General features: G+C 50.3%; 10 protein-coding genes, 1 tRNA gene and 1 pseudogene. 6 read left to right on the top strand and 6 right to left on the bottom strand.

The window, feature by feature from the left end:
• Positions 1–3: 3 nt before the first annotated feature.
• The 3 genes and pseudogenes from AS151_RS11080 to AS151_RS11070 all read left to right on the top strand — a co-directional run.
• Positions 4–963: pseudogene (locus AS151_RS11080) on the top strand (chlorophyll a/b binding light-harvesting protein); the annotation flags it as partial.
• 17 nt (positions 964–980) lie between these two features.
• Positions 981–2378, top strand: coding sequence for a chlorophyll a/b binding light-harvesting protein (locus tag AS151_RS11075; protein WP_071517116.1), 1398 nt, complete (start codon positions 981–983; stop codon positions 2376–2378).
• Between the two features lie 20 nt (positions 2379–2398).
• The gene (locus AS151_RS11070; protein ID WP_084639522.1) at positions 2399–3475 is read left to right on the top strand and encodes a chlorophyll a/b binding light-harvesting protein; all 1077 of its coding nucleotides are present in this window, start codon (positions 2399–2401) and stop codon (positions 3473–3475) included.
• A 731-nt stretch (positions 3476–4206) separates the two neighbouring features.
• Here AS151_RS11070 and sppA read toward each other — a convergent pair.
• The 6 genes from sppA to AS151_RS11035 form a co-directional block, all read right to left on the bottom strand.
• Positions 4207–6033: a signal peptide peptidase SppA gene (gene sppA, locus AS151_RS11065; protein ID WP_071517115.1), complete on the bottom strand. Its 1827-nt coding sequence runs from the start codon at positions 6031–6033 to the stop codon at positions 4207–4209.
• A gap of 26 nt (positions 6034–6059) precedes the next feature.
• Positions 6060–7124 (bottom strand): type 2 isopentenyl-diphosphate Delta-isomerase, encoded by a 1065-nt coding sequence (fni, locus tag AS151_RS11060; RefSeq protein ID WP_071517114.1) that lies wholly within the window; start codon positions 7122–7124, stop codon positions 6060–6062.
• Positions 7121–7672, bottom strand: a complete 552-nt coding sequence (pyrR, locus tag AS151_RS11055) for a bifunctional pyr operon transcriptional regulator/uracil phosphoribosyltransferase PyrR (protein WP_071517113.1) — start codon at positions 7670–7672, stop codon at positions 7121–7123. Before pyrR ends, fni begins: the two co-directional genes overlap by 4 nt.
• Before the next feature lie 217 nt (positions 7673–7889).
• Positions 7890–8072, bottom strand: a complete 183-nt coding sequence (locus AS151_RS22530; protein ID WP_071517111.1) for a hypothetical protein — start codon at positions 8070–8072, stop codon at positions 7890–7892.
• A gap of 137 nt (positions 8073–8209) precedes the next feature.
• Entirely contained in the window at positions 8210–9793 is a 1584-nt protein-coding gene (locus tag AS151_RS11040; RefSeq protein WP_071517110.1) for an NAD(P)H-quinone oxidoreductase subunit N, read from the bottom strand.
• Between the two features lie 168 nt (positions 9794–9961).
• Positions 9962–10035: transfer RNA gene (locus AS151_RS11035), tRNA-Arg, on the bottom strand.
• A gap of 447 nt (positions 10036–10482) precedes the next feature.
• Here AS151_RS11035 and AS151_RS11030 point away from each other — a divergent pair.
• From AS151_RS11030 to AS151_RS11020, 3 genes are all read left to right on the top strand, one after another.
• A complete protein-coding gene (locus AS151_RS11030; protein WP_071517109.1) occupies positions 10483–11157 on the top strand; it encodes an Npun_F0813 family protein in 675 nt (224 codons plus the stop codon).
• Between the two features lie 310 nt (positions 11158–11467).
• Positions 11468–12580, top strand: coding sequence for a hypothetical protein (locus AS151_RS11025; protein WP_071517108.1), 1113 nt, complete (start codon positions 11468–11470; stop codon positions 12578–12580).
• Positions 12577–12828 (top strand): hypothetical protein, encoded by a 252-nt coding sequence (locus AS151_RS11020; RefSeq protein ID WP_071517107.1) that lies wholly within the window; start codon positions 12577–12579, stop codon positions 12826–12828. The genes AS151_RS11025 and AS151_RS11020 overlap by 4 nt, the downstream gene beginning before the upstream one ends.
• Positions 12829–12842: the final 14 nt, after the last annotated feature.

The following is a 12842-nucleotide window of genomic DNA, read 5'->3' as shown; positions in this document are numbered from 1 at the left end:
GTCATGAGCACAACCACATTGCCATCACCATCCAACTACGGTTGGTGGGCAGGGAACGCTCGCTTCACCGATTTATCGGGGAAACTGTTGGGCGCGCACGTCGCTCACAGCGGTTTAATCGCCTTTTGGGCAGGTTCCTTTACCCTCTTCGAACTCGCCCAATACAACCCAGCACAACCCATGTACGAACAAGGGTTGATTCTGCTGCCCCATCTCGCCACCTTAGGATTGGGAGTTGCCGATGGCGGGGAAATTGCAGATACCTATCCCTTCTTCGTTATTGGCGTTTTGCATCTGGTTGGTTCTGCCGTCTTGGGTGCTGGTGGCATTTACCACGCCGTCTTCGGTCCGCGCGTACTGTCGCGAGACGATACCTTTGCTGGCTTTTTCGGCTACAGCTGGCAGGATACCAACAAAATGACCACCATTCTCGGCATTCATCTAATTTTGCTGGGATTGGGGGCTTGGTTGTTGGTCACCAAAGCCATGTTTTGGGGCGGTTTGTACGACCCCAATGCAGAAGCAGTACGAGTGGTCACCCAACCCACCTTCAACCCAGTTCAAATCTTCGGCTATCTGGTGGGCAGTCAAGGCATGGCTGCTGTGGATAACCTAGAAGACCTGGTCGGCGGTCACGCTTGGGTCGGCTTTCTCTGCGTTGTTGGCGGCTTGTGGCATATTGCCAGCAAACCCTTTGGTTGGACCAAGCGTTTGTTCGTATGGTCTGGGGAAGCTTATCTTTCCTATAGTTTGGGGGCTTTGGCTTATATGGGTGTTTTGGCGGCTTATTTCGTTACCGTCAACGACTTTGCCTATCCAGAAGTCTTTTACGGTCCCGTCGGCTTGCAAGAAGCATCCGGTGCTGTCACCGCACGGACTTGGCTGGCGACAGCCCATATAGCTTTGGCGGCTGTTTTCTTAGCTGGCCATCTTTGGCACGCCATTCGCGCTCGCATGAAGGCATTAGGAGGCACGAACCTATGACGGCAACAACCACGGTTCCAGAACGAGCTTACGGTTGGTGGGCAGGCAATGCGCGTTTGACGAACCTTTCCGGAAAATTACTAGGCGCGCACGTCGCACAAGCAGCCTTAATCGTGTTCTGGGCAGGCGCGTTTACCCTCTTCGAACTTTCTCGTTACCATCCCGGCGAACCTTTATACGAACAAGGACTGATTCTGCTGCCGCATTTGGCAACTTTGGGATTTGGTGTTGCCGAGGGCGGACAAATTGTGGACACCTATCCTTATTTGGTTGTCGGGGTGCTGCATTTGGTAAGTTCCGCCGTTTTGGCAGCTGGTGGTGTCTACCACGCTTTGTTAGGTCCGGAGGTTTTGCCGCAAGAGAAGTCGATTCCTGGCTTTTTCGGCTACGACTGGCAAGACCAGGACAAAATGACCTCGATTTTGGGCATTCACTTGATTTTGCTGGGATTGGGAGCGTTGCTGCTGGCTTTTAAGGCGACCTACGCTGGCGGTTTGTACGATGCCAATATTCAATCCGTTCGCGTTGTCAGCAACCCGACGTTCAATCCCATCCGCATTTTTGGCTACCTGGTGGGATCGCAAGGTCCAGCAGGAATGGCTGCTGTGGATAACCTGGAGGACCTGGTTGGCGGTCATATCTGGGTTGGACTTTTGTGTATCGGCGGTGGCATTTGGCACGTGGTCTCGAAACCTTATAAATGGGCGCGAGATGTGCTGTATTGGTCTGGCGAAGCTTATTTGTCTTACAGTCTAGGGGCTTTGGCGTATGCCGGATTTTTGGCTGCTTATTTTGTCACGACCAACGACCTGGCTTATCCGGTGGAATTTTACGGACCGTTGGGTTGGTCGGAAACGGCTAATGGTGCGATCGCGCCTCGTACTTGGCTGGCAACGACCCATGTGGTTTTGGCTACGTTGCTGTTGGTAGGGCACATCTGGCATGCGGTCAGAGTGCGATCGCGTGCTGGTGGCTTTGACATGCGTCGCGGTGTCTTTGCTGCCAATACTGGTTCTGGCGAAGCCACGCTGATATTTTTGGCCAATTTGCCCGTTTACCGTCGCGGCTTATCGCCCATGTGGCGTGGATTGGAAATTGGCATGGCTCACGGTTATTTCTTGGTGGGTCCGTTTGTGACGCTCAGTCCGTTCTCCGAACCTAGTTGGATTCGCCAAACTGCCTTGCTAGCTGCTGCTGCAATTATCGGCATCGTCACCGTCGTTCTCGCTGCTTGTCGGGAAGGCACCATCTTCTACTGGCTGCAAGACCAACAAGATTGGAATCAATTTCGCGCTAGCTTCCTAATTGGCGGCGTTGGCGGCGCTTGGGTCGCTTACTTTCTTTTGCAAAACTTTGAGGTCATCGATGCTATCTTTCGCGGCACGATTAACTAACTTGCATTGAGGAGGCATTCATGCAAACTTACGGAAACTTTCAAGTCCGATATGGATGGTGGGCGGGAAACGCCCGGCTGGCGAATTTATCCGGTACGTTTCTCACCGCCCACATTGCCCACGCTGCCCTGATTGTGTTTTGGGCAGGCGCATTTACCCTCTTTGAACTCTCCCAGTATAACCCAGCAACCCCCATGTACGAACAGGGGTTGATTCTGTTGCCCCATCTGGCGGCTTTAGGCTTGGGCATGACAGAAGGCGCAGAAGCGATCGACACCTATCCCTTTTACGTGGTGGGTGTGGTCCATCTGATTTCTTCTGGCGTGTTGGGATTTGGTGCTTTCTTCCACCAAACGCGCGTTCCCAGCGATTTGCAACAGGCTTCCGGTGGTGCTGCCAAGTTCCATTTTGAGTGGAACGACCCGAAAAAACTGGGGTCTATCCTCGGTATCCACTTGATTTTCCTGGGATTGGGTGCATTGCTCTTTGTTTTCCACGCCACCGCTGGTGGTGGTCTCTACGACCCCAATTTGGGTGAAGTTCGTCAGGTGAGCAATCCCACCCTCAACCCTTGGGTTATCTACAGCTATCAAACTGATTTCCTCTGGGTTGACAATTTAGAAGATTTGGTTGGCGGTCATATCTACGTTGCCATTTTGCTGTTGGCAGGCGGGATTTGGCATATCGTGCAGGAACCGTTTGCTTGGGCGAAACGCTTGCTCAACTTCTCTGGGGAAGCCATTTTGTCTTACTCTTTAGGGGGAATTGCCTTGGCAGGATTCGTTGCCACTGCCTTCTGTGCTTTCAATACCCTGGCTTATCCGGTGGAATTTTACGGTCCCACGTTGGAGTTGCAGGTCAGTTTCGTACCGTATTTTGCGGATACAGCTGAGTTGGAACCAGGAACGTATACGCCTCGGGCTTGGCTGGCCAACGCTCACTTTTTCCTTGCCTTTTTCTTCTTGCAGGGTCACCTCTGGCATGCTTTGCGCGCTGCTGGGGTCGATTTCAGCAAGATTGCCCAACTTTGGGAAGGGCGCTCCTCCGAAATGGTGGCTTCTTCTCCTTCCCAGGAAGCCGTGGGCACTTCTCGGTAGGATTCGCGAACTAACTTTGGGAAGGTTGCCATAGAGTCTCTTGAAGGTGGGGGCGTTTCGCAAAGCGCCCCTACCAGACCATTTGGTGAGTTTGCTTGGGAATGCTTGGTATTGGGAGATTTATCGTGATGGTTGACACGAGTTTCGATCTATTGGTTCTTTTTCGTGGTATATTTGCTTGGTTGTTTGTTGGTTTGTTGCTATCGGCTTTCTGGCGCAATCTCAGGAAAGGTGTTGCTCAAATAAAGCGCGTACATCAAATCCCTTGCGATCGCTGTGCCTTTTGTACGGGAGATTATCGACTCAAATGCACCGTACAATGGAGGCTTTTACGGAACAAGCGATTAACTGTAGCGACTTCAAACACGCAAACGCCTATTTGGATTACCAGCAACCGGAACCTCCCTATTGAAAACATTTTTTAATAAGTAGGGTGGGCATTGCCCACCCTACAATTCTTACTTAATCAGAACATTCCTATTGAAAACATTTTTTAAATCAACTCAAATGCACCGTACCAATGGAGGCTTTTACGGAACAAGCGATTAACTGTAGCGACTTCAAACACGCAAACGCCTATTTGGATTACCAGCAACCGGAACATTCCTATTGAAAACATTTTTTAATAAGGGTGGGCATTGCCCACCCTACAATTCTTACTTAATCGGAACATTCCTATTGAAAACATTTTTTAATAAGTAGTTGGGTGGGCATTGCCCACCCTACAATTCTTACTCAATTTCTATTTTATAAGGCATCAAAGCGTAGATATGCTGTGGGTCATTGAGGGTTGCCAGCAACTCCATTTGCTGTTTGAGGCGCTGCCACTCCTGCTGTAACTGACTTTCCACCAGCGAACCTTCCCCATCCACACCGAGACGACTTTGCAGGATTTGTTTCAACAAACGTTCCTCAAAACTGCTACGTTTGGGATACTCTTGCACCTGCCATTGGTCCAATTCTGCCATAGATGCCGCCGCCGCGATCGCATCTTCCAACCCCCCCAACTCATCCACCAACCCAACTTTTTGCGCCTGAACCCCAGACCAAACGCGACCCTGCGCCAAATCCGCTACTTGCGATCGTTCCAACTCCCGACCTTGGGCAACATCCGCCAAAAAGCGATCGTAGGATTGCTGTACCATCTGCCGCAATTTTTGCATCTCCGCCTCCGTTTTGGGGCGGCTAATCGTATTTAAATCCGCAAATGGATTGGTTTTTACCCCATCCCAGGTAATCCCCAACTCATTGCCCAACTCCTGAACGTTGGGAAGCAAACCATATACCCCAATCGACCCCGTAATCGTATTCGGTTCCGCATAAATCTTGCTGCCATAGGTAGAAATGAGATAGCCACCAGAAGCCGCATAATTCCCCATAGAAATCACAATGGGTTTCTTTTGTTGGGTAAGCTTCACTTCCCGTTGAATCACCTCCGAAGCCGTAGCGCTGCCCCCAGGGCTGTTTACCCGCATGACAATCGCTTTCACATTCTCATCCTCGCGCAACTTGCGTAACCGTCGGGAAAACCGATTGCTACCCACCTGCTGCAAAGTACCGCTACCGGGAACAATCGCTCCTTCTGCGTAAACAACCGCTACTTGATTGTTCGCTTCCTCTTCACTACCATCAAAACCATTCTCGAGGCTACTCTTATATTTGACCATGCCCACATTCCGGAAAGAAGCGGTATCTTCGCCACTTTGCTCGGTCAACTCCCGCAACTGCGCCGTTACCTCATCAAAATAAGCTACCTCATCCACCAAATTTTCCGATTTCGCCGTTGGGGGTTGGATCAAGCCCCACTTGCTAGCCACTATCTGCAACCCTTGAGCGTCAATTTCCCGGTTGCGGCTGGCAGTCATCCGAAATTCTCGCCAAATATCATCGAGCAATTGCTGGGTTTGCTGGCGGTTGGCATCGCTTAACTCCGTTCGTTGGTAAGGTTCCACCGCCGACTTGTATTTGCCAGCGCGAACCACCTGAATGCCAATACCGTATTTATCCAGTGCCTCCTTATAAAAAGCGGTACGGGAACTAAAACCGTTAATCAACACCATGCCAGAGGGATTGACAAATACTTTATTCGCCGCAGAAGCCAAATAATATTCTTTTTCGCTCCAATTCAGGTCGTAGGCGTAGATAGGTTTGCCCGATTCCCGGAATTCATCCAAAGCCTGGCGTACTTCCCGCAAAATAGCATATCCAGTACTGGTTTCGGCATTTGTTCCCCGCAGGTACAACCCCACAATTTTGTCGTCTTCCGCCGCTGCTTCCAACGTTTGCAAAACATTGCGCAAGGTAAGAACGCTTTCATCCGGTTCGCCGAGGGCACTTTCCACCGCTTGGCGGCTACTTAATTGCGGTTGGGTATCGCGAATGGTAGCCGATAGGTCAAAAACCAAAACCGATTTATCTTCAACGGTGGGTTCTCCCGTTTTGCTGGCTGTGGAAACAATCAGCCATATGAGAGAGCCAAACCCAACGCCTAAAAATAGAAATAATCCTAAAAAGCTGCCTACAAGCGTGGCAAACGTATATTTCAAAAAGCTACGCATAAAAATTTACCAAGTCAATCGAGAATCTATTGAATTTTTTCCCAACACTGGGATTGGCGCAGTTGCTGGAAATTGGCATTTCCCGTGCAAAATAAGGCGGTTTTCATTTCTGCCATCAGAATATCCGCTAGCGTATAAACAGCTTCGGAAGACTCGGCTGCCGCTTGTAAAAATGGTCGGGCCAATCCTACTAAATCGGCACCCAATGCGATCGCTTTTGCTACCTCCAATCCATTTTGAATCCCACCAGAAGCAATCAGCGAAACCGGCAAATTCAACTGGTGAATGTTTTCCAAACACTCCGCCGTCGGCAACCCCCAATCAGCAAACGTTTGTCCCAAACGCCGAGATTTTACATCCGACGAACGCTGTCCTTCTACCTTAGCCCAAGAAGTGCCACCAGCACCAGCCACATCAATAGCCGCTACCCCCGCCGCCTGCAATTTCTGTGCCATCGCCGCCGAAATCCCATTGCCCACTTCCTTGGCAATCACCGGCACCCTCACCTTAGAACACAAGTCGGCAATTTTGTCAAGCAATCCCTGAAAATTAATATCCCCGCTTGTTTGCACGCATTCCTGCAACGGATTCAAATGCAAAATCAGCGCATCTGCTTGCAGCAAATCCACAGCCCGTTGGTACTCGTCAACCCCATATTGATAGTTCAGCTGCACCGCACCCAAATTGGCAAACAGCAAAGCATCGGGAGCAATTCGCCGCATGGCAAACGTATCCACCACTTCTGGCTTTTCCAACGCCACCCGCATCGACCCCACACCCATAGCAATTTGATAGGATTGGGCGACTTCTGCCAATCGTTCGTTAATGCGTTTGGCAGTTTCCGTACCGCCAGTCATAGAAGAAATCAACAAAGGTGCTTGTAAGAATTTCCCCAAAAAGCTGGTACTGCAATCAACCTCAGCACCATCCAGTTCCGGCAAACAGCAGTGAACGAAACGATAGCGTTCCAATCCCGTGGTGGTTTGACGAAATTGAACGTCGGATTCCAGACAGACACGCAGGTGGTCTGCCTTGCGGGTTTGGGTTTGTGCCCCACCGGCAGCGTTGGTATTGGCAGATGGTTCGCTCATAAAGGATAGTTGCTATAAGTAGGCGTTTTCAGTAGTTCCACAGTATCTTTGCCATCAATACTTTGCAGGCATACTTTCACTTTTTCGTCTTTTGAAGTTGGTAGATTTTTGCCGATAAAATCCGGGTGAATGGGCAATTCCCGATGTCCTCGGTCTACCAAGACAGCCAAACGTACGGCTTGGGGTCTACCGTAATCGTAAATGGCATTGAGAGCGGCGCGAATGGTGCGTCCGGTATAAATTACATCATCGACCAAAACAATGGTTTTGCCGTTAATGCTGGGAGGAATATTATCTTTGGCAGGAGTACGCAAGCCAATTTGGTCCAAATCATCGCGGTAGAAGGTAATATCGAGAGCCCCCACAAAAACATCCACCGATTCCAAAGTACGGATTTGCTCTGCCAGCATATGCGCCAAAGGCACACCTCGGGTGTAAATGCCGAGAAGGGCTAAATTATCCAAATCCGCTGTCCGTTCGATAATTTCCGAGGACAAACGAGTAATGGTGCGGCGAATTTCCTCTGAGGAGAGAATTTCAACGTTCATGAAAGTTGCATCAAATGGCGGCAGGTGGGGGTGGGAGCGTGGGAGCGTGGGGGCGTGCCGAGCTTGGGGGCGTGGGAGCTTGGGGGCGTGGGGGCGTGGGAGCGTACCGAGCGTGGGAAATGATAGTATTCCTTCCCCAGTTTAGAGCGAAAATCAGCGAGCTTATATTCCCATGTTATATCAAATCCGTACTGCGAAGACCCGATCGATTCCCAGGCTAAGGCGAAAACTTCTTGTGGTTTCCCCATCCATCCTCCCCCTCCTCCCACTCCTCCCCCTCCTCCCACTCCTCCCACTCCTCCCACTCCTCCCACTCCTCCCCCTCCTCCCACTCCTCCCACTCCTCCCCCTCCTCCCACTCCTCCCACTCCCCCTCCTGGTATCTCAAATGCGTACACATCGGATTTGGTATTAAAACATTTTGCCGGCTAGATTCGTGGCATTTTGGACAAAAATTTTCCATAAAAAAGCCAGAAGCCCAGCCAAGGGATTGCTGTAGCTTCTGACTGCAGAAAACAACCAAAATTGCGAGAATCGTTACCGAGAAACCGAAGCCATGTCTTCAGGGGATTGGGGTTGGTTGGCCATGGTCTGGGTCGATCCTACTTGAGCCAGCGTGTTTTGCATCAAGGGGGTTTGGGTGACCGCTCGATTGGCAATGGTAAATAGAGGATTGGATAAGATACCGGTAATGGTGGCAGCGACCATCGACAGAACCAATCCCACTTGCAACGGACGCATGCCGGGCAAACGCCAGTCAACCGCTGGATAGTTGCGTACGGAGGCGGACATTTCTTGGGGTTCTTTGACTACCATCATTTTGACCACACGGATGTAGTAGTAGATGGAGGCTACGCTGGCAATCAATCCCAGGAAGACCAGCAAATACAAACCGGCTTGCCAACCTGCCCAGAACAGATACAGTTTGCCAAAGAAACCAGCCAAAGGTGGAATACCACCGAGAGACAGCAGGCAAATGCTCAAAGCAGCGGTGAGCAAGGGGTCTTTTTGGTACAATCCCGCGTATTCGCTAATTTGGTCGGTGCCGGTACGTAGGGAGAACAGAATCACGCCGGCGAAAGCGCCCAAGTTCATGAACAGGTAAACCAGCAGGTAGAAAATGGTGCTGGAATAGCCAGCTTCCGTATCGGCAATCAACCCAATCATCAAAAAGCCGGCTTGACCGATGGAAGAATACGCCAGCATACGTTTGAGGCTGGTTTGTGCCAAAGCCACCACGTTGCCCAAAACCAAGCTGAGAATGGCGAGGGCGGTGAAAATAAAGTGCCACTGTTCGCTGACAGCCGGGAAAATAGAGAGTAACAGGCGAATGGCTAAGGCAAAACCGCCAGCTTTGGAACCGACAGATAAGAAGGCGACAACGGGAGTGGGAGACCCTTCGTATACGTCAGGGGTCCATTGGTGGAAAGGAGCTGCGGAAATTTTGAACGCGATGCCCGCGATCGCGAAAACTAAAGCGATAATAACAACGAGAGAATTATCGGCACTCGTGGCTGCCAAGCTAGCACCAATTTCCCCTAGGTTGGTTTCGCCGCCGGAAAAACCGTATAGCAGAGAAGCACTGTAAAGGAAAATTGCCGAACTAGCCGCTCCGATTAACAGATATTTCAAAGCCGCTTCGTTGGAGCGGGGATCGCGTTTCATATATCCGGTGAGGATATACGAAGACACGCTCAAAGTTTCCAGGGAAATAAATACAGCGACCAGCTCGTTGGCTCCTGACAGGAACATGGCACCCAGGGTAGCCGTCAGCAGAATGCCGATAAACTCAGCCATCGACGTGCTGCTGCGCTCTACATAGGAAACCGACATCAAAATGGTAAATACTGTTGAAAGGGCAATGATGCCGCGGAAGACAATGCTGAGATTATCGCCGCTGAAGCTACCCAAAAAGGCAATAGGTTCTGCACTATCCCAAAGGAAAAACAGGGAAACCATGGCAGCCAGCAAGCCAGCCACCGCTACGTAAGGGGTCCACCGCGAGGAGGAACGCCCTACAATTAAATCGCCGACGAGTACGACAAGTAACGTACCCACGACGATACTTTCTGGCAAAATAGCGCCGACATTCAGCTGTGCGGAAATTGCAGAAAAATCCATAGAGTTCAGTTAGGATGTGCGATAGCAAAAAGCGAATCAATGTCACCCTGCTATTTTACGGGAAAGGGGGTGCTGTTAGCAGCCACCTCCCGCTAGAGAAAAACGCAAACCTACTAATAAATAAATAAAATCGCGATCGCCACTACTTAATTTCATAGAAAAAAATAACGGGTGCGGCAGGACTCGAACCTGCGACTCGCTGCTTAGAAGGCAGCTACTCTATCCGGCTGAGTTACGCACCCTCGCAAGGGTTTCTTTCGAGCAATGACCGCCATTGCGCCGGTTAAATTATACCGATCGATGGGGGGATAAGGCAAGTCTGTAGCCCCAAGCGATCGCAGGTAGGAGCGTCGGAGCGTTGGAGTTTGGGAGATTTAGGAGATTTAGGAGATTTAGGAAATCAATCTATTTGTGTTGTGTCTCCCATGCTCGGTACGCTCGGTACACCCCCCACGCTCCCTTCCCAACTATCCAGAAAACCGTTCGGGGAATGTTGCGTTATAAACTAAGATAGATAAAAGCATAAACGTCAATTCGACCAGCAAACCTGGTTGTAAGTCAGGGTGGGCAACTGCATGTAATACTTAGCCAGGTCAGGGGAATGATGCTATTGGTAGAAATCCTATCCAATTGCTCTTGCATTGTATCTAGTGCGCTTCTGGCTCGTTAGGAGTCTTTGTTAAAGTGTCATGTTTATTCTGAAACGGCAGGATGTTGAAGTTTCCAGCGTTCAACACCCCAAAAGCGGCCAACAAATTCCAATTTTGACCTATCAGGGGCAAACCTTCCGCCTGATTACGGTCTTTAACGCGCAGCAAGCCGATGAAGCCAGAGCTTTTTGGCGGGAGCTTACGGATAACCGGGGCAAAGCTTGCGTACTTTTGGAAGAAGAAGAACGCTATAGCGTTTGGGGGAAAGTTCGTCTCGAACAGCTTAAAGAAAACTTGCATGCAGGTGCGAGTGGCGATGTAGCTCCTTTTTTTACACAAGCCTGCTTGCTCCTGTTGCAAGCCGTGTATTTCGATGTGGAAGACTTGCTCGGTACCAAACAGGCTGGTTCGTTTCAAAAGGAACTGGCGAATATACTCAGCCAGTGGCGTTTTCCCCAAGCCGAACAACCCCAACAGGTGAAAAAGTGGCTGGAAATTGACCCCCTTGAAGATCCCTCCGTTCCCAACTGGCAGGAACACCATCTAATTACATTGTTGCAAGAACTCCATCGTTTGGGAAAATCCTACTTTGGAAATGCTAGTTTTACAGAACGTGCCTTAGATATTCTGGAAGATATGGAAGCATCGGAAAAAAACCAGTTTTTGGATTGGATGAGAAAATCTCCCCTGGGAAAACTGTGGACGGTTGCCTAAAATTAGGCCAAAGCCAACACGATCTGTGGAGCTTCCTTCTCCATTTCTAGGGCAGTTCCCCGCGGAAATCTTTCCATGTAGAGCCATCTTTCCCTCATGCGACAGTGCTTTTTGCATCGCTGATTGCAGTCTCTGCCTAGCCCTTTTTCAGTTCTATTGCAGCCTAATTTGTCTGGCTGATTCGCCAACAGCCCAAGCAACCAAAGCCATGGAGCAATGGTTGGTTTGGGGGGGTGAATCCGGTAACTTGGTACCGCCAAGCTACCCGTTCCTATCCACTCATCGATCTGTTCTGTGCTGAGGAAAATCCATGAGCAGTACCTCCCAGAAAGCATCCAACGTCATCTGGCAAGCTTTATTCTCTTCCCAAACCCTGGTGGTTAGCGGTATCCTGTGGGGCTTTGTTTCTTTAATGTTCTTTTTGCTCTTCAGCGTGACCCTTCCAGGGGCAGGTAGTCCTTTATGGTATCTCATTGGTACCTACATTTTGGAACTGGGTGCCTTTTTGTTTGCAGGACTGTTGTGCCTGCGCAACTGGTTGAGTCCCAGAATTGTCAGTGGGAGAAACGTTTGGGCGGGAATTTGCATCGGGATGTTTAGCTACCTCATTGCCGGCTTGTTTTTTGGATTGTGGGAGCTAATCTTTGAACTAGACCCAGACGTATCCCCCGGAGATCTCTTTTATCTACTAAGCTATTTTGCAATTGGGATCAGTATGATCCTAGCGGTAATTTCCCGCCGCTTGAACCTAGAAATTTGGCAGTGGGGCGTTTTACTCGGTATTTTGGTGGCGGGTACGGCTTTTGCCTGGTGGCTTTCCAATCCGCCAGAGGTGGCTGAAGTTCCGGAATCCGATACTACGGCGGCGGTGGAAGTAGCGCCAGGGCGTTGGCAGGGTGGCAACTGGTTGGAAGCCCCTGCAATTGCTGCTGATGCCCAAATCCAGTCGCAAGCTTCCCCAGAAGCCTCACCATCACCATCACCATCACCATCACCATCACCATCGCCGGCAGCCTCCGAGGAGCCAGTACAGGAAGAAGAAGCCATCAACAATGCCCCCCAATGGGCAGAAACCCTAGATGAAAGTCTTTCTCCTTTTGCCAATTGGGTGAACTTGTTCTACATTATTGCCGATGTGTTCTTGCTGGTGATTGCTACAGCTTTGCTGCTTGCCTTTTGGGGCGGCAAATCTTCCCGTTCCTGGCAAATGATTGCCTTTGCCACCTTCTGCTTTTTCATTGCAGATATGTGGTTTAAGTACGCCGATACGCGCCTACCCGACTATCAAAGCGGTGCTTTGTTAGAAGTGTTCTACGTCCTTGCTGGCGTGTTATTTTGGATCGGTGCGGCTTTAGAGTATAGTCTATCTATGGCACCTTCTCGTTCTCGCCGTGCCCGCCGTCGTACGACCAGTGCTTCTTGAAATTTTTCTGGCAAGCCAAGGTCAGCGATGGTAAAGTCGTCAGGCAGTTGGGGCAAGCCGGTTTGGGCGGAACGAGAAAAGCCATTCTCCCCTTCAATCCTTTTCCTCAGGTCTGCGATCGCCAGGGGAAATTTACTGTAAATCTTGTTAAGGCGGTCAGTTCGACCGTGTCAGCCTGTGGAGAGGAAAACGCCCCGGTTGCCTCTAGGAAACAGGAAGATAACAGCAAGTTTAGCCGTTTTGGCTAAGTTTGTGTAAGTTT

The sequence above is a fragment of the Geitlerinema sp. PCC 9228 genome, assembly GCF_001870905.1.
GTDB lineage: Bacteria > Cyanobacteriota > Cyanobacteriia > Cyanobacteriales > PCC-9228 > PCC-9228.
Note: the sequence above shows the minus strand (reverse complement) of the source record. Positions and strands in the feature narration are given on the sequence as shown.

Bases quoted from the DNA above. Each gene is read 5' to 3' on its own strand.
- AS151_RS11075 (WP_071517116.1), top strand. From the start codon at position 981: ATGACGGCAACAACCACGGTTCCAGAACGAGCTTACGGTTGGTGGGCA.
- AS151_RS11070 (WP_084639522.1), top strand. From the start codon at position 2,399: ATGCAAACTTACGGAAACTTTCAAGTCCGATATGGATGGTGGGCGGGA.
- sppA (WP_071517115.1), bottom strand. From the start codon at position 6,033: ATGCGTAGCTTTTTGAAATATACGTTTGCCACGCTTGTAGGCAGCTTT.
- fni (WP_071517114.1), bottom strand. From the start codon at position 7,124: ATGAGCGAACCATCTGCCAATACCAACGCTGCCGGTGGGGCACAAACC.
- pyrR (WP_071517113.1), bottom strand. From the start codon at position 7,672: ATGAACGTTGAAATTCTCTCCTCAGAGGAAATTCGCCGCACCATTACT.
- AS151_RS22530 (WP_071517111.1), bottom strand. From the start codon at position 8,072: ATGTGTACGCATTTGAGATACCAGGAGGGGGAGTGGGAGGAGTGGGAG.
- AS151_RS11040 (WP_071517110.1), bottom strand. From the start codon at position 9,793: ATGGATTTTTCTGCAATTTCCGCACAGCTGAATGTCGGCGCTATTTTG.
- AS151_RS11030 (WP_071517109.1), top strand. From the start codon at position 10,483: ATGTTTATTCTGAAACGGCAGGATGTTGAAGTTTCCAGCGTTCAACAC.
- AS151_RS11025 (WP_071517108.1), top strand. From the start codon at position 11,468: ATGAGCAGTACCTCCCAGAAAGCATCCAACGTCATCTGGCAAGCTTTA.